General features: G+C 33.3%; 15 protein-coding genes and 1 pseudogene. 14 read left to right on the top strand and 2 right to left on the bottom strand.

Annotated elements, in window-relative coordinates:
- The 7 genes from AABL87_RS14065 to AABL87_RS14035 all read left to right on the top strand — a co-directional run.
- Positions 1-1,329 (top strand): hypothetical protein (locus AABL87_RS14065; protein WP_341277515.1); only part of this gene is annotated, 1,329 nt, incomplete at its 5' end.
- Between the two features lie 2 nt (positions 1,330-1,331).
- Positions 1,332-1,838 carry a hypothetical protein gene (locus AABL87_RS14060; RefSeq protein WP_006265340.1) on the top strand — a complete coding sequence of 169 codons (507 nt, stop codon included), beginning with the start codon at positions 1,332-1,334 and terminating at the stop codon, positions 1,836-1,838.
- Positions 1,798-4,389 carry a hypothetical protein gene (locus AABL87_RS14055; RefSeq protein WP_341277514.1) on the top strand — a complete coding sequence of 864 codons (2,592 nt, stop codon included), beginning with the start codon at positions 1,798-1,800 and terminating at the stop codon, positions 4,387-4,389. The genes AABL87_RS14060 and AABL87_RS14055 overlap by 41 nt, the downstream gene beginning before the upstream one ends.
- A gap of 16 nt (positions 4,390-4,405) precedes the next feature.
- A complete protein-coding gene (locus AABL87_RS14050; protein ID WP_006265338.1) occupies positions 4,406-5,698 on the top strand; it encodes a gliding motility-associated C-terminal domain-containing protein in 1,293 nt (430 codons plus the stop codon).
- An 8-nt stretch (positions 5,699-5,706) separates the two neighbouring features.
- On the top strand, positions 5,707-6,639 hold the full coding sequence (locus tag AABL87_RS14045; RefSeq protein ID WP_006258801.1) for a PorP/SprF family type IX secretion system membrane protein: 933 nt from the start codon (positions 5,707-5,709) through the stop codon (positions 6,637-6,639).
- Between the two features lie 29 nt (positions 6,640-6,668).
- Positions 6,669-8,627: an OmpA family protein gene (locus AABL87_RS14040; RefSeq protein ID WP_341277513.1), complete on the top strand. Its 1,959-nt coding sequence runs from the start codon at positions 6,669-6,671 to the stop codon at positions 8,625-8,627.
- 869 nt (positions 8,628-9,496) lie between these two features.
- Positions 9,497-9,928 (top strand): arginase family protein, encoded by a 432-nt coding sequence (locus AABL87_RS14035; RefSeq protein WP_341277517.1) that lies wholly within the window; start codon positions 9,497-9,499, stop codon positions 9,926-9,928.
- A gap of 13 nt (positions 9,929-9,941) precedes the next feature.
- On the opposite strand, the gene AABL87_RS14030 is transcribed toward AABL87_RS14035, so the two are convergent.
- Both AABL87_RS14030 and AABL87_RS14025 read right to left on the bottom strand, forming a co-directional pair.
- On the bottom strand, positions 9,942-10,268 hold the full coding sequence (locus tag AABL87_RS14030) for a type II toxin-antitoxin system RelE family toxin (RefSeq protein WP_006258804.1): 327 nt from the start codon (positions 10,266-10,268) through the stop codon (positions 9,942-9,944).
- Positions 10,258-10,488: a hypothetical protein gene (locus AABL87_RS14025; protein ID WP_006263616.1), complete on the bottom strand. Its 231-nt coding sequence runs from the start codon at positions 10,486-10,488 to the stop codon at positions 10,258-10,260. The genes AABL87_RS14030 and AABL87_RS14025 overlap by 11 nt, the downstream gene beginning before the upstream one ends.
- Positions 10,489-10,852: 364 nt before the next feature.
- Here AABL87_RS14025 and aroB point away from each other — a divergent pair, with 364 nt between their 5' ends.
- The 7 genes and pseudogenes from aroB to AABL87_RS13990 all read left to right on the top strand — a co-directional run bounded on the left by aroB (position 10,853) and on the right by AABL87_RS13990 (position 19,545).
- Positions 10,853-11,920, top strand: coding sequence for a 3-dehydroquinate synthase (gene aroB, locus AABL87_RS14020; protein ID WP_016649371.1), 1,068 nt, complete (start codon positions 10,853-10,855; stop codon positions 11,918-11,920).
- A 374-nt stretch (positions 11,921-12,294) separates the two neighbouring features.
- Positions 12,295-13,692 carry a decarboxylase gene (locus AABL87_RS14015; RefSeq protein ID WP_006258807.1) on the top strand — a complete coding sequence of 466 codons (1,398 nt, stop codon included), beginning with the start codon at positions 12,295-12,297 and terminating at the stop codon, positions 13,690-13,692.
- Positions 13,693-13,731: 39 nt separating this feature from the next.
- Positions 13,732-14,706: a deoxyhypusine synthase family protein gene (locus AABL87_RS14010; protein WP_016649372.1), complete on the top strand. Its 975-nt coding sequence runs from the start codon at positions 13,732-13,734 to the stop codon at positions 14,704-14,706.
- Positions 14,707-14,800: 94 nt separating this feature from the next.
- A pseudogene (locus AABL87_RS14005) lies at positions 14,801-15,094 on the top strand (hypothetical protein); the annotation flags it as partial.
- A 280-nt stretch (positions 15,095-15,374) separates the two neighbouring features.
- Positions 15,375-16,469, top strand: a complete 1,095-nt coding sequence (gene ychF, locus AABL87_RS14000) for a redox-regulated ATPase YchF (protein ID WP_006265334.1) — start codon at positions 15,375-15,377, stop codon at positions 16,467-16,469.
- Between the two features lie 228 nt (positions 16,470-16,697).
- Entirely contained in the window at positions 16,698-17,618 is a 921-nt protein-coding gene (locus AABL87_RS13995; RefSeq protein WP_006265333.1) for a YihY/virulence factor BrkB family protein, read from the top strand.
- 76 nt (positions 17,619-17,694) lie between these two features.
- Complete coding sequence (locus tag AABL87_RS13990) at positions 17,695-19,545, top strand: DNA topoisomerase IV subunit B (protein WP_006258812.1); 1,851 nt, start codon at positions 17,695-17,697, stop codon at positions 19,543-19,545.

Here is a 19,545-nt window from a genome sequence, read left to right as displayed (position 1 = left end):
TCTAATGGTTTTACATCAACAAATGTACAAGAGGCATTAGAAGAGTTAAAAACTACAGTAGATAATACAAAAGGTGATTTATCGTTAGCAGGAGGACTTGAGTTTGTAACAGGAGCAAATGGAACTGATAAGTTATTAGCTGATGCCGGTATCCAAATTGCAGATAAAGGAATTACGACTGACAAAATTAAACCAGGAACAGATGGACAAATTTTAGTAACAGAAGGAACAGGAGATACAGCTACAACTAAGTGGGTTAATAAAAAGTCTGCTACTTCTAATACCCTTGTAACTAGGGAAACAGCTATAGTAAGTTCTGTTAATGGAGAAAAGGCAGAGTTAATTTTAGAAGGAGATGCTGTACTAAAAGAAGGTAAAACAGTAGTACAAGCTATCCAAGGTACGCCAGTTAGTGATACTAAACCTTCTAATGCACAAACCTTAATTTATGACCAAACAACACAAGCTTGGATTCCAGGCACACCAGATGTAACAGTTGATAAGGTAGTTGATGCTAAAACATTAACAACAGATGGTGTAATTGTTATAGGTACTGATAGTAATGCAATAGCAACAACAGCTACTAAATCATTATTAACTGATGTCAAACTAAATATTGCTAATAATAAAATTACAACAGATCATATCCAAAACGGAACGATAAAACCAGAAGACATAGCTAATGCAGGTAATAATCAAGTATTGGTTACAGATAATACAGGAGTTCCTACTTGGAAAAACCAGACTGATGTAGGGGAGATAGTTACAGCTAATAATGGACTTACTAAAGCAGATACTAATATCCAATTAGGAGGTTTATTAACTAAAAAAACAGCTATTAATACTACTACTGATAATACGCTTGCTTTAACGGGGCTTGATAAGAAAAAAACGCAAGCAGTTAATGAAAGTGAAGGGGTTACTCAGCATTTATTAGCAGTAGATAAAAACGGAGACGTTATAAAAGCTTTAAAAGCAGCGATGCCTAAGTTCTTCTATATGCCTTCAGTAATGGTTCCTACAGCAGAGAGTCAAGCCCAACAAGAAGGCGTTACATATAATAATACAACTCGTACAGGTACAATAGATATGTATGCTATTTATAAGAAACAATTTGGAAGCCCTGTAATGAGTAGTACTGGAGCATCAGCTTTACCAGTTTTACCTGCATCAGAGCTAGGTTTTCATGTGACTTATGCAACAGAAGGAGTATTTACTATTGTAAGTATTAATGCAGAAGGCTTAATGACATATAAAGTAAATGATACCGCTAATGTAAATATAGGAAGCTTTATAAACATTGTATTCTCTGTTAATGAAGATAATTAATTATGAAAAATAATATTTTATATATAATAATAGCTTTTGGCTTGTGCTTTGGAATCAAAGCACAAGCACAAAGTGCTATTTTCGAATACAATCAGAAACTTATTAAATTAACTGATTCACAAGCTAATGATCTTAATTACCTAGCTAATGGTGCACCAACCTCTATGTTTATAGCATTTGATAAGCAAGCTAAAATTCACCAAGGAAACTCTAAAGAGATAGTTGAAATGTCTATTGAAGACACTAGTGACTTTATTGGTTTAAGCAATGTTTATAAAGATAAATTAAAAGAGGTTATTTTAATAAATATTAAATGGGATGGAAAGCAGCAAATCGTTGTTCCCAAAGATTTAATTATTCAATTAGAAAGTCTTAAATACATCTACATTAGATCATATCGAGAATTAGATAAAGAGTTAATTCAAACAGAGTTTATTGATTTATTACAAAAGTTAAACGAAAAACAAGATGTTGAAATTCTGTATTCAACAATGGATCAACCAAGTTAATGGAAAAGCTATGAAAAAATATTCAAAAAAAATAAGTGCTTATCTATCAACTCTCTTATTATTAAGTTTTTTAGTACTAGGAAGTAACTTGGGGTATGCACAAGTTGTAAAAGATTTTAAACCACGTGAGTCACCGAAGGCTCCAATGCCTTATACTAATGTAAAAAACTATAATTTACAGGGAGATTTTTTAATGTTTGGTAATACCAACATGACTTTGCAGAGCTATAATCTTGGTTCTGATAATAGTAATAATCAAATGAACTATGTGAATGTAGATCGGACAAATGTAAATATAGTTAATTCATCTTCAGCAGACCTTGTTTTACCAGGGGGCGAGTGTACAGAAATTATCTATGCTGGTATATATTGGTCAGGTAGAACACATAATGGAGGAAATTCTGCTGAAGAGTTTACTGTTAATAAGAATAACCGAAGCTATACATTAAACAAGCGAAAAGCAAAAATAAAATTTAATAATGAAAATTATGTTAATGTAACCGCAGCGCCTCAGGATATTTATTATCCTAGTAACAAACACGATAATATGTATTCAGCTTATGCAGATATAACTTATTATGTTCGTGATAGGGGAGCAGGTACGTATACTTTAGCTAATTTAGCATTAATAGAAGGTAATGGTGGTTCAACTGGGTTTTATGGAGGCTGGGGCATGGTTATTATCTATAAAAATACAGCTATGAAGTGGAGAGATATCACCGTGTTTGATGGACATGCTTATGTGGCAGGAGGTATATATAATTATGAACTACCTATTTCAGGATTTAAAGCGACTCAACATGGAGATGTAAATGTAACATTAGGGATGATGGCTGGTGAAGGAGATAGGAATATTCCTGGTGACTATTTTGAGATTAAAAGAGGAAATAACTTTGATAGATTAAATCATAGTGGAAATAAAACAAATAACTTTTTTAATTCATCTATCGAAGTTGGTGGTACTACAAGAAACCCTAATCTAGTTAATAATACAGGATTTGATATTGCTAAGTTTGATTTAAATAATGCAGGTAATAAATATATTGGAAATAATGCTACAAGTGCAACATTCCGATATGGTTCTACTCAAGATACTTATGTAATTTATAATATAGTGTTTGCTGTAGATGCTTATGTTCCTGATGTAGTAGGAGAGAATAAAGCAACTAATTATGGAGGTGTAAAACCATTAAATAATGGAACAATCACTCCTGGGCAAGAGTTTGAATTTGAGCTAGATGTTTATAACAAAGGAACAGAAGCAGTTAATAATTCTAAAATTGAAATACCTGTACCTTTTAATCTACATTTCTTAGATGCGGAGATCGTGCCAGGTCTAGATGCATCAGGAAGTGTTACTTGGGCACCACCTACTGGAGGTACAAATGATCCAAGTGTTACAGCTGGAGGTAAAATTGTTTGGGATATTGGAAATTTACCTTTAGATACAACAAAAGAAAAGCTGTTAGCGCAATTAAAATATAGATTTAGAGTATCTGATAATTGTGTATTGTTATCTACCAATGTGTGTGGATTAGATGTAAAGATCAATGGTAAAATATCAGGAGAAGGAGCTACATCAAAATCAAAGGTAAACTCAGACTTAGTGAGAGATTATGGAAACGGAGTTTGTGCAGGTCCTGTTTATGATGATTTTATTTCTAAGATAAGTGTTACAACAGACTTCTTGCAAAACTGTAACCCTCCTGTAGAAGATGGAATTATGCAATTTAAGGCTTTTTGTTCTGTACCAACAACAGGATTTGATAGAAGTGAAATTATAAATATATATCCTCCTGGAGCTAAGTTTTATAGTAAAGTACCGACAAGTTATACATCTAATGATGGTTTAGTAACTGGAGATTTTTCAGTTAACAGTGATGGCAGTAGAAAAATGTATTATGTGATGGTACCAGATATGGAGGATGGTTGTTATGCTAGGTTAGAAATCAGTATTGAAAAAGTAACTACTTCACCTATTGCTAAGAATACAGAGTTATGTTTTGGAGAGCCTTTAGTATTAGAAAATGAGTTATCTGCTACAGGAAAAGATAAAGGTTATGAATTGGTTTATTTTGATAGTAATCAAGTTGAATTATCAGATGTTCCTAGTCCAACTGCTGTAGGTACTTATAAATATTTTGTAGCAGAGGGAAAAGATGGATGTATAGGTCCTAAAAAAGAATTTACTATTGTGATTAATGCCTTGCCAGAGGTAAGTAAGGATATTGACAATATTGTGATTTGTGAAAACTTTGACTCTGCTAAAGTATCTATAACTACAAATGTTTCAAATTATAAATGGGAATACACTACAACTGGAACAACAAATTGGAAAGAATTAGATAATACTACTTTTTCAAATAGAATTATTCTTGAGGGAAAAACAATTAAAGTTAGTCATGCTAGTAAAGAATTAAATGGTTTACGCATTCGATTAAATGTAACTAGCAATCAATGTTCAGACACATCAAATGAGTTTGAGATCAAAGTAAATGATTGTTCTGCTGTTACTAATCCGATGTTGTTAAATCAAGCAGTAGCTAATTAATTATAAAATAAAAACTATGAAATCAAGAAAATTATATAAATCAGTTGCTTTATTAGGTTTAGCATTGCCAGCTACAGTAGTAGCCCAGCAAGCTAAGAAAGACCAAGTAATGGTAAACCAAGGAAAGATTTCGATAGCCGAAGGAGGAGTCATGTCTACTATCTATGATTTTGACAATACAAAAGAAGGGTATGTAAAGAATGATGGAACGGTTTATTACTACAGCAACTTTAATAATGACAATATATATGATCACAGCACTAACGCCAAAGGTTCTAAAGCTGTGTTCACTCCTTTTGAAGAAGCAAAAGGAGCTCAACATATCACAGGAAGCCAACCTTCTAATTTCTTTAATGTAGTACTAGACAATTCAACTAAAGACATGGCCTTTGACCTAAAGAACGAGGCTAACGTAAGAGGTAGTGTAGACTTTAAAGATGGTATTATTAAGGTAGATTCACTAGCAGGGATGCTAACCTTCCACCAAGGAGCGAAAGCACTTCATCCAACAGATAAAAGCCATGCAGAAGGCTATGTAGAGAAGATAGGTAATGAGGAATTCCAATACCCTAAAGGAGATAAAGGACTATACCGTTATGCTAGAATCACTGCTCCTGAGCATGTAAAGGATGCGTATGAAGGGAAGTATAATTTAGACGATAAGAACTTCTTTAGAGCGCGTAGTGCAAAGTCAGGAGTGATTAATTTATTAGATGAGCGCGAGTACTGGACAGTAGATAAAGGAAGTGATAACAGCAAAGGAGATATCATGCTGACGTTAAGTTGGGATGAGCGTACTACACCAAAAGAGTTATTAGTGAACCCAGAGAAAGAATTACACATCGTACGATGGGATGCTAAGCAACAGCTTTGGGTAGACGAAGGAGGAGTAGTGGATCTAGAGAAAAAAGAGATCACTACACCTACGAGTGTTAAAGGGTACGGATTCTTTACATTAGCTACTGTGAACACAGATCTAATCTTAGACGGAGATATCGTTATTTATAACCTTGTTTCTCCTGATGGAGATGGTAAGAATGATTACTTTATTATAGATAATATCAACAGATTCCCTAATAATACAGTAGAGATTTATAACCGTTGGGGAGTTAAGGTATATGATACGAAGAGTTATGACAGTGCAGGTAATGTGTTTAGAGGATACTCTGATGGACGTGTTACTATAAATAAAGGGGAGAAATTACCTACAGGTACTTATTTCTACATCGTAAGTTATGAGTATAAAGACGCTAGTGGCTCTCGTATGATTAAGAAATCGGGTTATCTACATTTAGAAAGTAATAAGTAAAAAGAGTTATGAGTATTCAACAAAATATAAAGAAATTTGGAATCAGTCTATTGCTAATAGGCTGCTTCCAAACTATGCAAGCTCAGCAAGATCCACAGTATACCCAATATATGTATAATACTAATATGATCAACCCAGCTTATGCAGGAAGTCGTGGGACATTAAACGTGTTTGGGATGTATAGAACACAGTGGGTAGGGCTAGATGGAGCACCTAAGACAGCAAATGTGTCTGTGTCTACACCTCTTGGAGAAAGTGGATTAGGACTAGGAGTGAACTTTACCAATGATCGTCTAGGAGCGATGGATGAGAATAATATCTCTGTAGATTTAGCTTATGCTATTGACTTAAACGCTGATTATAAATTAGCATTCGGGTTAAAAGCGACTGCTAATCTATTAAGTGTTGATTATACAAAGCTTAACATCCACAACCCTACAGATCCTGTAAGTCAAGAGAATATTAATAATAAGTTTAATCCTAATATTGGAGCAGGGGTTTATTTATACTCTGATAAAGCTTATGTAGGGTTATCAGTTCCGAACTTCTTAACTACGGATCGCTATGATGATAACGACATCACGACGATGCGTCAGAAGATGCACTTCTACTTAATGGGAGGATATGTATTTGATGTAAGTGAGAACTTGTTAATTAAGCCAGCAGCTTTAGTTAAGGCAGTAAGTGGAGCACCATTACAAGTAGATTTAACAGCTAACTTTTTATTCTATGATAAATTTACTTTAGGAGGAGCTTATCGTTGGGATGCTTCAGTGAGCGCCTTGGCAGGATTCCAAGTCAATGAAAATCTATTTGTAGGATATTCTTATGACTTTGAGACTACTGCTCTTCAACGTTATAACTCAGGATCACACGAAATCTTCTTAAGATTTGAACTATTTAATCGTCGTAGTACAATTAATGCACCGCGATTCTTCTAAGGAAAATTAGCTATAAAGAAAGAGAAACTATGAAAAAACAGCTATTAAAAATAAGCTTATTGACAATGTTGCTTTTCGTAGGTATTAGTACTTATGGACAGAAAGTAGCAGAGAAGAAAGCGAATAAGGAATATCAAACTCAGGCTTATGTAGATGCAATCAAGATTTATGAGCGCATCGCAAACAAGGGATATACTAATGCAGATATGCTAAAGAAGTTAGCCGATGCTTATTATTTTAATGGAAAGTTACCTGAGGCTAATAAGTGGTATGAAACACTATTCGATGGAGAGTATGGCGATAAAGGAAAAGAGCCAATTCCATCAGAATATTACTATCGTTATGCACAGACGCTTAAATCTGTTGAGAGTTATGACAAGTCTAAGCAAAAAATGGAGGAATTCTCTAAATTAGAGGCAAACGATTCTAGAGCACAACTTTTTCAAGAGAATAAGGATTACTTGCAAAAGATAGAAGACAAACAAGATTTGTATAATATAAAGGCTTTGAGTATTAATACAGAGTTTTCGGATTATGGAGCTGCTATATTAGGCAATGAAATAATTTTTACATCAGCTCGTAATCAAGAAGTAGATAAGGCTATTCATGAGTGGACTAATGAGAGTTTTACAGCCTTGTACAGTAGTACGATTAACGTTGATGGGACTTTCTCAGAGCCTAAGCAATTCGCTAAAGAGATAAGTTCTAGAGTAAATGATGCAACAGCTGTCTTTACAAAGGATGGTAATACGATGTACTTTACTAGAAATAACTCTAGTGAAAAGGGAAAGAGAAGAAACAATAAGGACAAATCATCTTTATTAAAAATATATAAAGCCACTAAAGGCGCGGATGGCTTGTGGGGACAAGTATTGGAACTTCCGTTTAACTCGGATTATTTCAATACAGCCCATCCTAGTTTGACACCGGATGGTAAGTGGCTTTATTTTTCTTCAGACAGAAAAGGAACATTGGGGCAATCAGATATCTTTAGAGTAGCTATTTATCCTACAGGGGAGTATGGCAATGTAGAGAATATCGGTGCTAAAGTAAATACAGCAGGTAGAGAAACCTTTCCATTTATATCAGAGGACTACTTCTTGTTTTTTGCATCAGATGGTCATCCTGGATTAGGAGGATTGGATATGTTTGTAGCTAAGATTAATGTAGATGGAAGCATTGGTCAAGTTGCTAATATGGGAACGCCAATTAACAGTCCATCTGACGATTTCGGTTTGTATATAGACAGCAAATCTCACAAGGGATTTGTAAGTTCTAATAGACCAGGGGCTAGTGGAGGAGATGATATCTATTTCTTTAAAGAAAAACCTTGTAAGCAAGCCCTTGAAGGAATAGTGTATGACAAGGTGACTAAAGAGCCATTAGTTAATGCTAGAGTGATTTTATCAGATGCTCTTTATCAGCAGACAGATACGATAATCACAGATGCAAAAGGATATTATCTGTCTAATTTATTAGATTGTGGAGGGAAATACCGTATTAAAGCTGAGAAAGAGGAGTATAATACAGTTGAAGTTGTATTTATCGTAGAACGTCAACAAGGAGTAAAACGAGTAGATATCGGACTAGAGAAGACTTTAGAACCAGTGACAGTGAACGATGATTTATTTAAGAAGCTTAAGCTAAATCCTATTTACTTCGACTTTGACAAATCTAATATTCGCCCAGATGCAGCGGCAGAGCTAATCAAAGTAGTAGAGGTATTAAAAGAATACCCAACGATGAAGATAGATGTTCGCTCACATACTGACAGTAGAGGAAATGATGACTACAACCTTAAGTTATCAGATCGCAGAGCTAAGTCTACAGTAGAGTGGATGGTGAATCAAGGCATTGAGAGAAGTAGAATTACAGGAGAAGGATATGGAGAGACACAGCTACAGAATAAGTGTAGCAATGGAGTGCCATGTTCTGTAGAGGAACATCAGTTAAATAGACGTAGCGAGTTTATAATTATCGAACTCTAGACTTTTTAAAATATCAATTTTTGAATACGTAGTTTAATAAAACAACAAATCAATTTTTTTTTTCGACCGATCCCCACTGTTGGATCTAAAACAACAGTATTAGCCTAAGAAGCTCCCTGTGAAGGGAGCTTTTTTATTTAATAAACTATTATCAAAAAATTAAAATACATCAAGTGTATATTATGGTTATAATGATTAAGGAAAAATAATATACATCTAAAGAATTAGGAAATAAACTTTAGGACATGAAATAGAACATGTTTTTGTTAGTATATCTGTGAAGAGAATCTCTAAAAAATCAAACATATTTATCAATAAAGATCCAAGGAAGCCTACATATTAGTTTTAATTAGGTATGCCTAGTAAAATTAATAGGCCATAATTATCTCATTGTGAGAATATTGCAACCACTATAAATTCTAAAAACAGGACAAATCACAGTTGTTAAAAATATTAACATTTAGGCTTTTTTTAGCGTATCTAAGCACGTGGTAAAGCTAGTGACAGCAAGGCTTTCGGAAAGGTTGTTTGGACGTTGTTCGGAAGTTCTTTGCAAAGTGTTCGGAAAAAGGGTGTGTTTTCCGAACACCTTCCGAACAAACCACAACGGAGACCGCATGAATACTCGATTCGCAGTGAATTTACGATGTTAAAAAACTTGTTAAAATTTTAAAGTTGAGATTTTGAAAGCTGTGATTTGTGCTTTCTTTTTGGTGAGATGTACCAGACTTTGAATAGAAGAATATTCTCAATAATAGCCATTGAGTCAAAGCCTTTACTGTAGGCAAAGGTAGTAAAAAAACAGATAGGACAAAAGAGGGTGTAGGAGGTAGAATTGGTATTATACTGGTCATGAACGTCTTACTAATATTCAAAACAACAAGCCTTATATTGAAGAAAAATACGTGTTTTGTGTTGGGAATAGAGAGTATGACGAAGAATATGAAAAGCCTATAAAAGAGTCTAAGGTTGTTTATTATCCTTTGTCTAAATTAAGAAATTATGGTATAAAGAGAGTTGTGTCAGATTTTTTGATGCGCGCTGAAGAGTATGATTTAGATGGGTACTTTATTCATTTAGATGTGGATGTCCTAAACGATAAGATAATGCCTGTGGTAGACTGTATACAAGAAGACGGGTTGATATATAGGGAGTTAAAAGAAATACTTAAACCTTTGGTTCAGGATAAAAGATGTGTGGGATTGGAGATCGCGATACTTGATCCAGACTTAGATCCTTTAGGTGTTTATACTAATGAGTTTATTGAGAATGTAAGAGATATTATAGAAACGTTTCTTTAAGAAAGGGGGGCTGTTATTTTATTAGTTTAAGTAACTCTTTAATCTCACTATCACTTATTGAGTCGTATTCACTTTTGTCATAAATAGAAAGCAAATAGATATTATCATTTTCGATTACAAGATGTGTAATAACTCTAGCTCCGCCACTTTTACCTTTACCTTTAGACTTTATAGCTATGCGTACTTTATAACAATTATTAGCTATTGCAGTTCCGAGCATGGGATTTTGTTGTAATTCTTCAATTAAAAGAGAAAGGTCTTCTTTCAATGAATGGTATTTCTTTCCAAGCTTTTTAGCTTCTTTTAGAAACTTAGGAGTTGCTATAATATTATAACTCATCCAATAAATCTTTTGCAGAAATCCCTTTAAGTTTTCCCTCTTTTATTAAATTAAGTTCTGTTACAGCTTGTTTTAAATTTGTTTTAATATCTTCTTTTGAATCTGTGTCCTCAGTATTTTGTCTTGTAATTTTTATTTTTAAAGCCTTAGCAAAAGCCTTAAGAGCTTTAGCTTCTTCAGGTGTAGAAGGCTCTACGATATATACATCATTAGTTATCATGGCTTAATGTTTTAAAAATTATACTATTAGTTATTTATGTGAATTCTTTTAAGAAGAAAAGTCACTAACGGATCTTTAATTTTGACTCAACTATTTTTATAGTAAAAAATCAAATTTATAATATTAAATATACAGACAAAATTACAAATTTGGCTGTAAAAAAACTAATTTATGATTTGCCTCTATCCTTATTAATATCTAGAAATAAATACTATACATTTTAAGTGATTTAAAAAAAATAGTATTTAGAATAACTTTAAAACACAAGCATTTTCTTGCTCTACTATTAAATCGTTAAAAAAACATATTAGCACGCATATTTCAAATATTTATACTTTATTTTGTATAGCATAAATAATATAAAATGGAAAACATAACAACAGAGCATTACGATATTTTATTCGGACAAGAAGCATACGAGCATTTAGGTTCATATTTAAATAACAATGGTTATAGTAAGCTTTTTATCTTGACGGATTCTAATTGTTATGAACACTGTTTGCCTTATTTCTTAAGTAACTTGCCTACAGATGTGCCCTTCGAAATAATAGAGGTAGAAGCAGGTGAGGAGAATAAAGTATTAGATACTTGTGCTGGTGTGATCCAGACTATGTTAGAACTAGGAGGAGATCGCAAGAGTATCATTATCACTGTAGGAGGTGGGGTGATTACAGATATGGGAGGTTTTATCGCTTCTATATTTATGCGTGGAATAGACTTTATCAACATTCCTACTTCATTATTAGCCATGGTAGATGCTTCTGTGGGAGGAAAGACTGGAGTGGACTTAAATGGTATCAAGAACTGTATAGGTGCATTCGCTATGCCTAAGATGCTGATCATCGATGTAAATTACTTAGAAACTTTAGAGGCTAGACAAATTAAGGCTGGATATGCTGAAATGTTAAAGCACGGCTTGATATTTGATGCCAAATATTATGCGTATCTTAAGGATATTGCGAATGTTGATTTTAATGATTTAGAAACGCTTATTCATCATTCAGTAACCATTAAGAATACTGTGGTGACACAGGATCCTAAAGAACATGGTCTTCGCAAGATTTTAAACTTTGGACATACGGTAGGTCATGCTGTAGAGAGTTATTACTTAATGAATGAAGAAAAAGAGACGTTACTTCATGGAGAAGCTGTTGCACTAGGTATGGTAGCGGAGGCTTATATTTCTAAAGAATTGGGATATTTAACAGAGGTAGAATATTTAGATATAAAAGAAACAATACATACAATATATGGCGTTGTAGAACTATCAAGTGAAGACATCGAAAACTCGTTAGAGTGGTTGAAGTTTGATAAAAAGAACTACGGTGGTAATATACGTTGTGTATTATTAGATAAAATAGGCTCTGCTATCTATGATATAGAAGTAAGCAAAGAGTTAGTAGTAAAGGGGTTAGAGGCTTATTTGAATTAAGGTTCAAAAACAATTAGTTTTTCCTTTTTCATTCCAATATTTTGTTACATTTGCGGTCGTGAAAATAGATGTTTTATATATTAGATTCTGTGTGTCTGCAAGGCACAAAGTAAGGCGTTTTGTCATCAGACAAAAGGCCAATTATGTATATGGCATTATCAAGTATTCTAAGGAGGCTCTTAATTCGTTTAGATTCAGAGATAAGTTGCCAATAGTATTTGCCAATATTCGAGTTTGAAAATCAATGTAGTTTAATTTTGATTGTTTTTATGAAGGCATAACTATCTAGTCCGATAATAATTGACTAATTTAGATGCAAGACAATCAAGTTAATTGAGAAAGAATTTTTTTAACCATTATTAAAAGAAAAAGACATGAACACAAAATATGTTGACTTAATCAACCAAACTTTTTATTTTCCTCAAGAAGAATTCAAATTAAACAAAGATAATCTTCAATTTCACAATATTGATTTAATGGGGTTAGTTGAAAAATACGGAACACCATTAAAATTCACTTACTTACCTAAAATCTCTGAGAACATTAGCAATGTAAAGACTATCTTTAGAAAAGCGATGGAAAAGAATAAGTACAAAGCAAACTATTACTACTGCTACTGTACTAAAAGTTCTCACTTCTCTTATGTACTTAATGAAGCATTCAAGAATGATATCCATGTGGAGACATCTTCTGCTTTTGATGTAAACATTGTAGAGAATTTATTAGAGACTGGTAAGATCAACAAAGATACATTTGTATTATGTAACGGATTTAAACGTGCGCAATACATTGATAATATCGCAAATCTAATCAATAATAAACACGAGAATACTATTCCTATTATTGATAACTATGAGGAGCTTGATCTATTACAAGAACAAATCAACAAGAAGTTTAAAATCGGTATTCGTATTGCTTCTGAGGAATCTCCAAAGTTTGAATTCTATACTTCACGTTTAGGAATAGGGTATAAGAGTATCTTACCATTCTACAGAAAACAAATTGCTGAAAATCCTAAGGTAGAACTTAAGATGCTTCACTTCTTCATCAATACAGGTATTAGAGATACTGCGTATTACTGGAATGAATTAGTAAAATGTTTGAAAGTTTATATCACTTTAAAGAAAGAATGTCCTACATTAGATAGTTTAAATATCGGAGGAGGATTCCCTATTAAAGATTCATTAGCTTTTGAATTTGATTACCAATATATGGTAGACGAAATCATCAATCAAATCAAGATAGTATGTGAGGAAGCTGAAGTGGATGTACCTAATATCTTTACAGAATTCGGTTCATATACTGTAGGTGAGAGTGGAGGAGCTATCTATGAAATCTTATACCAAAAGCAACAAAATGATAGAGAGAAATGGAATATGATCGATTCATCATTCATTACTACTCTACCAGATTCTTGGGCTATCAATAAACGTTTTATCATGTTGCCTATCAATAGATGGAATGATACTTATGAGCGTATATTGTTAGGGGGATTGACTTGTGATAGTGATGATTACTATAACTCAGAGCAAAACTTAAACGCAATCTATTTGCCTAAGTTTAATAAAGAAAAACCTTTGTATATTGGGTTCTTTAATACAGGTGCTTATCAAGATCAGATCGGAGGATTTGGAGGTATTCACCACTGCTTAATTCCACAACCAAAACATATCTTAATAGATAAGGATGAGAATGGAATTATTGCTACAGAGTTATTCTCTGAACAACAGACTGCAGAGCAAGTATTAGATATCTTAGGATATAACAAATAAGAATTAAAAGAAATTATTAATATAAAAAGTAAAAATAAAATGAGTAAAGGACCAATTAGTCAGTTTATTGAGCATAACTATAGACACTTTAACGCTGCTGCGTTAGTGGATGCTGCAAAAGGATATGAAGCACACTTAGACGCTGGAGGAAAAATGTTAATCTCTATGGGTGGTGCGATGAGTACTGCTGAGTTAGGAATTTCTTTAGCAGAGATGATTCGTCAAGATAAAGTACAAATCATTTCTTGTACAGGAGCTAACTTAGAAGAGGACGTGATGAACTTGGTTGCTCACTCTCACTACAAAAGAGTACCAAATTATAGAGATTTGACTCCAGAGCAAGAGAGAGAGTTATTAGATAACCACTATAACCGTGTAACTGACACTTGTATTCCAGAAGAGGAAGCATTCCGTCGTTTACAAAAACACTTAGAAGACGTATGGCATGCAGCTGAAGCTGAAGGAAAACGTTATTTCCCACACGAATTCTTATACCAATTAGTTAACTCAGGTGTATTAGAGCAATACTACGAGATCGATCCTAAACATTCTTGGATTATCGCTGCGGCTGAGAAAAATATTCCAATTGTATGTCCAGGATGGGAAGATTCTACATGTGGTAATATCTTTACTTCAAACGTAATCAAAGGAAAATTAAATGTACACACTGTAAAAACAGGTATCGAGTACATGATCTACTTAACAGAGTGGTATAGAGCTAACTCAGGAGGACACGGAGTAGGATTCTTCCAAATCGGAGGAGGTATCTCTGGAGATTTCCCTATCTGTGTAGTTCCAATGATGTACCAAGACTTAGAGTGGGAAGATGTACCTTTCTGGTCATACTTCTGCCAAATCTCTGATTCTACTACATCTTATGGATCATATTCAGGAGCAGTTCCTAACGAAAAAATTACATGGGGTAAATTAGATATCGACACACCTAAGTTCATTGTTGAGTCAGATGCTACGATTGTTGCGCCATTAATTTTTGCATATATTCTTGGTAATTAATTTTTAATTTTTCGCAGTAAATAAATGTGATATTTTATTTGTAGTTTACAATTTAGCTATTACATTTGAAACTGAAATAAAGCAAGAACAAAGAATGAAAAGAGTAATTGTTGATTACGCAAAGTTAACGAACGAAATTTTGACATTATTGGTTGAAAAATTTCCTGACGGGTATGATGATGCAGACATTATACGTTTTAAAAACGTAAAGAACGAAACTGTAGAAGCAGTGGAAGTTAGAACTGAGGATACTATATACCTGGTAAAAGTAAGTACTAAGTTAGCAGATAGAATTGAAAACTTCGATGAGGATGAAGAGGATTTCGTAGAAGCTCCAGAAGATTCATTAGATGCACTAAAAGACTTAGAAATTGCTGACGATGAAGATTAACAAAATAATCTAAATATAGAAAAGCCACTCCTAGCGAGTGGCTTTTTTATTGTACTATATCCACTTTTCAACCTAGCTTAATAAACATCAATAATCTATGATCTAAAAGATGTTTTTTGTTTATGATTATCTAAAGCTTTCTATTCTTATAACTTTTATTATTCTAGATATGCTGTATTTGGTTTTTAATTTTATGTAAACTTCCTTAAAGACTATGAACTTCTATAATTTTCAATATATTTGCAAACGATTAAAAATTCACAATATATTTTAAAATATGAAAGCAGGTATAGTAGGATTGCCAAATGTAGGTAAATCAACATTATTCAATTGTTTATCTAATGCAAAGGCGCAGAGTGCTAACTTCCCATTTTGTACAATAGAACCGAATATTGGGGTTGTGAATGTACCAGATCCAAGATTGTCTAAATTAGAAGAGTTAGTAGTACCAGAGCGTGTATTACCTGCTACTGTTGAGATTGTAGATATTGCTGGGTTAGTAAAAGGAGCAAGTAAAGGAGAAGGTTTAGGAAACCAATTCTTAGGAAATATTAGAGAGTGTAATGCTATTATTCACGTTTTACGTTGTTTTGACAATGATAATATCATTCACGTAGATGGGAATGTAAATCCTATCAGAGATAAAGAAACTATCGATATCGAGTTACAGTTAAAAGATCTTGAAACTGTAGAGAAGAGATTAGAGAAAGTAAAAAAAGCAGCTAAGACTGGAAATAAAGAAGCTCAAGTAGAAGCTGATTTATTAGAAAGAATTAGAGTAACGCTATTAGAAGGTAAATCTGCTCGTGTAGTAGAGCCTAAAAATGTAGATGAGGAAGAGTTATTAGAAGACTTCCAATTAATCACTACAAAACCTGTATTATACGTATGTAACGTAGATGAGGGAGCTGCTGTATCAGGAAATGATTATGTAGTAAAAGTAAAAGAGCTAGTAAAAGACGAAAACGCAGAAGTAATCGTATTAGCTGTAGGAACTGAGGCTGACATTATGGAACTAGAGACTTTCGAAGAAAGACAAATGTTCTTAGAAGACTTGGGATTAGACGAGCCAGGTGTATCTAAATTAATTCGTTCAGCTTATAAATTATTAAACTTACAAACATACTTCACAGCTGGAGTAAAAGAAGTAAGAGCTTGGACTATTAAAGTTGGAGATACTGCTCCTAAAGCAGCTGGAGTAATCCACAGTGACTTCGAAAAAGGATTTATCCGTGCAGAAGTAATAGGATACGATGATTATGTAACTTATGGTTCTGAGGCTAAAGTAAAAGAAGCTGGAAAACTAAGAGTAGAAGGAAAAGAATATATCGTAAAAGATGGTGATGTAATGCACTTCCGTTTTAACGTGTAATCTATCAAATAGGAAAGAAAAAAGAGAAGCTAATTAGCTTCTCTTTTTTTTGCTACTATTTTTAGTAAAAGTAAATTAGGAATTGTTAAAATTTTATAGAATTTTGTAGTAGCAATAAGGTAATTAGTCTTATTGTTACATTTGACTTTAAAATCAGTGGTTTAGAAGTTAAATAGTCTTTAAGTTTAAAAAATATTAGTATCTTAATCTATTAATAATAGTCTAACTATGCAGAATAGTGGTTTTAAAAAAGTAATCTTATTGTTTAAACAATCCGTATTTGACTTCTTAGATGATAATGCTATGAAGTTTAGTGCAGCATTGTCTTATTATACCATTTTTGCTTTACCTCCCTTAATGTTATTGATTATATCTGCTAGTGGATTTATTTTTGAGGAACAAGAGGTAGCTAACTTCTTTTATGATCAATTAAGAGATCTAGTAGGTCCCAATACAACAACTGAGATACAGAATGCAATGAGTAATGTTCAGCTAAATAGAAAAAGTGGTTATATCACTACTATTATTGGTGTAGGTATTTTATTATTTAGTGCTTCAGGGGTTTTTGCAGAGATACAGAGCTCTATAAACTATATCTGGGGCTTAGCAGCCAAACCTGACAAAAGTATCGCTAGATTGGTTAAAAACAGGTTGCTTTCTTTCGCTATGATAGGATCTGTTGGATTTGTCTTATTAGTGAGTCTAATGATCAATTCAATTGTAAGTCTTCTGTATAGTTATTTAGGTAATTTCTTTGGCGAAGAGACACTTAGTTTAGTAAAATTACTTAATAATGCGGTGGTCTTTTTAATAATAACTATTCTATTTGTGCTTATCTTCATGACTTTACCTAATGGTAAGTTGAGATGGAAAGATGCCTTTATAGGAGCAGGTTTTACAGCTGTATTATTTATGATAGGGAAGTTCGGAATAGGTTGGTATTTAGGTAATACGGCCTCATCATCACTTTATGGAGCAGCTGGTTCTGTGACAGTTATGTTGATATGGGTATACTATTCGGCGATGATCCTCTATTTCGGTGCTGAGTTTACAAAAAATTATGCTATCTTATATGGCAGAAAAATAGTACCAGGGCCTTATTCCATTGAGATAGAGAAGAATGTTATCAAAAAGTCATCAGAGGATTAAATCCTAAAAAACTGTTATTTCACAATTTTTATTTTAAGCTAATTAGTAGTAAATTAGCGCAAATTCCTACGTTTTTATGCAAGATCAAAATCAATATACCGAAGATAATATTCGTTCGTTAGACTGGAAGGAACATATTCGTATGCGTCCTGGTATGTATATCGGAAAATTAGGAGATGGTTCTTCTCCTGACGATGGTATCTACATTCTAATTAAAGAGGTTATAGACAACAGTATAGATGAATTCGTGATGGGGACAGGTAAGACTATTGAGGTTACACTCAAAGATAAGCTTGTCACTGTACGTGATTACGGACGTGGTATTCCCTTAGGTAAAGTAGTAGATGTAGTATCTAAAATGAACACTGGGGGTAAATACGATTCTAAGGCATTCAAGAAATCAGTAGGTCTAAACGGGGTGGGTACCAAAGCAGTAAATGCTTTATCTAACTACTTCCGCGTAGAGTCTGTACGTGATGGACAATTAAAAGGGGCTGAATTCTCTGCTGGAGATTTAGTAACAGAAGAGGAATTAGTAGAAACTACGAGACGTAAAGGAACTAAAGTTTCTTTCATAGCTGATGAAGCCATCTTTAAGAACTATAAATACCGTAAAGAGTACATAGAGCGTATGCTAAAGAACTACTGTTATCTTAATAAAGGATTGACAGTAATGTTTAATGGCGAAAAATTCTTTTCTGAAAATGGGCTTAAAGACCTTCTTTTAGAAAATATTACTGAAGAAGATCAAGTATATCCGATTATTCACTTATCAGGTGATGATATCGAGGTAGCATTAACACATAGTAGAAGTCAATATTCTGAGGAATACTACTCTTTCGTAAACGGGCAGAATACTACTCAAGGGGGGACTCACTTAGCTGCATTTAGAGAGGCGTTAGTAAGAACACTTAAAGAGTTTTATAATAAAAACTTCGATGCTTCTGATATTAGAAAGTCTATCGTAGCTGCAGTAGCTGTAAAAGTAGAAGAGCCAGTATTTGAATCTCAAACGAAGACAAAGCTAGGATCTACTGATATGGGACCAGATCTACCTACGGTACGTACTTTTGTCAATGATTTTGTAAAAACACAGTTAGACAACTATTTACACAAAAATCCAGAGATAGCAGATGCACTATTAAAGAAAATACTACAAGCAGAAAAAGAGCGCAAAGAGTTATCTGGAATTAGAAAGATAGCTAAAGAGCGCGCTAAAAAAGCTAGTTTACACAATAGAAAACTAAGAGACTGTAGAGTTCACTTAACAGATATAAAGAATCCATTGTATTTAGACAGTACTTTGTTTATTACAGAGGGAGACTCTGCTTCTGGTTCTATTACCAAATCAAGAAATGTTAATACACAGGCTGTATTTAGTTTAAGAGGTAAGCCTCTGAACTCTTATGGAATGACGAAGAAAATCGTGTATGAGAATGAAGAGTTTAACTTACTACAGGCAGCATTAGATATAGAAGATGACTTTGAGAACTTAAGATATAACAATATCGTGATAGCTACTGATGCCGATGTGGATGGTATGCATATTCGATTGTTATTAATTACTTTCTTTTTACAGTTCTTCCCAGAATTAATTAAAGAAGGGCATTTATACATCTTGCAGACACCTTTATTTAGGGTGAGAAATAAGAAAGAAACTATTTACTGTTATAGTGAAGAAGAACGTATAAACGCTATTGAGAAATTAAAACCTAAACCAGAGATTACTCGATTCAAAGGGTTAGGAGAGATTTCTCCTGATGAATTCCAGTATTTTATAGGGGAAGATATACGATTAGATCCTGTAATGTTAGATAAGTCAATGTCTATAGATAAAATGTTAGAGTTCTATATGGGTAAAAATACTCCAGATAGACAAGAATTTATCATAGATAATCTTAAAGTAGAACTTGATGTTGTAGAATAA

This window comes from Myroides sp. C4067, from assembly GCF_038039665.1.
Taxonomy (GTDB): domain Bacteria; phylum Bacteroidota; class Bacteroidia; order Flavobacteriales; family Flavobacteriaceae; genus Flavobacterium; species Flavobacterium odoratimimum.
The sequence above is the reverse complement of the archived record's forward strand: the minus strand, read 5'-3'. Positions and strand labels throughout refer to the sequence as shown.

Excerpts from the sequence above, each read along its gene's own strand:
- AABL87_RS14030 (WP_006258804.1), bottom strand. The coding sequence starts at position 10,268 with ATGAGTTATAATATTATAGCAACTCCTAAGTTTCTAAAAGAAGCTAAA.
- AABL87_RS13995 (WP_006265333.1), top strand. The coding sequence starts at position 16,698 with ATGCAGAATAGTGGTTTTAAAAAAGTAATCTTATTGTTTAAACAATCC.
- AABL87_RS13990 (WP_006258812.1), top strand. The coding sequence starts at position 17,695 with ATGCAAGATCAAAATCAATATACCGAAGATAATATTCGTTCGTTAGAC.
- AABL87_RS14010 (WP_016649372.1), top strand. The coding sequence starts at position 13,732 with ATGAGTAAAGGACCAATTAGTCAGTTTATTGAGCATAACTATAGACAC.
- AABL87_RS14060 (WP_006265340.1), top strand. The coding sequence starts at position 1,332 with ATGAAAAATAATATTTTATATATAATAATAGCTTTTGGCTTGTGCTTT.
- aroB (WP_016649371.1), top strand. The coding sequence starts at position 10,853 with ATGGAAAACATAACAACAGAGCATTACGATATTTTATTCGGACAAGAA.
- AABL87_RS14045 (WP_006258801.1), top strand. The coding sequence starts at position 5,707 with ATGAGTATTCAACAAAATATAAAGAAATTTGGAATCAGTCTATTGCTA.
- AABL87_RS14050 (WP_006265338.1), top strand. The coding sequence starts at position 4,406 with ATGAAATCAAGAAAATTATATAAATCAGTTGCTTTATTAGGTTTAGCA.
- AABL87_RS14015 (WP_006258807.1), top strand. The coding sequence starts at position 12,295 with ATGAACACAAAATATGTTGACTTAATCAACCAAACTTTTTATTTTCCT.
- ychF (WP_006265334.1), top strand. The coding sequence starts at position 15,375 with ATGAAAGCAGGTATAGTAGGATTGCCAAATGTAGGTAAATCAACATTA.
- AABL87_RS14055 (WP_341277514.1), top strand. The coding sequence starts at position 1,798 with ATGTTGAAATTCTGTATTCAACAATGGATCAACCAAGTTAATGGAAAA.
- AABL87_RS14025 (WP_006263616.1), bottom strand. The coding sequence starts at position 10,488 with ATGATAACTAATGATGTATATATCGTAGAGCCTTCTACACCTGAAGAA.
- AABL87_RS14040 (WP_341277513.1), top strand. The coding sequence starts at position 6,669 with ATGAAAAAACAGCTATTAAAAATAAGCTTATTGACAATGTTGCTTTTC.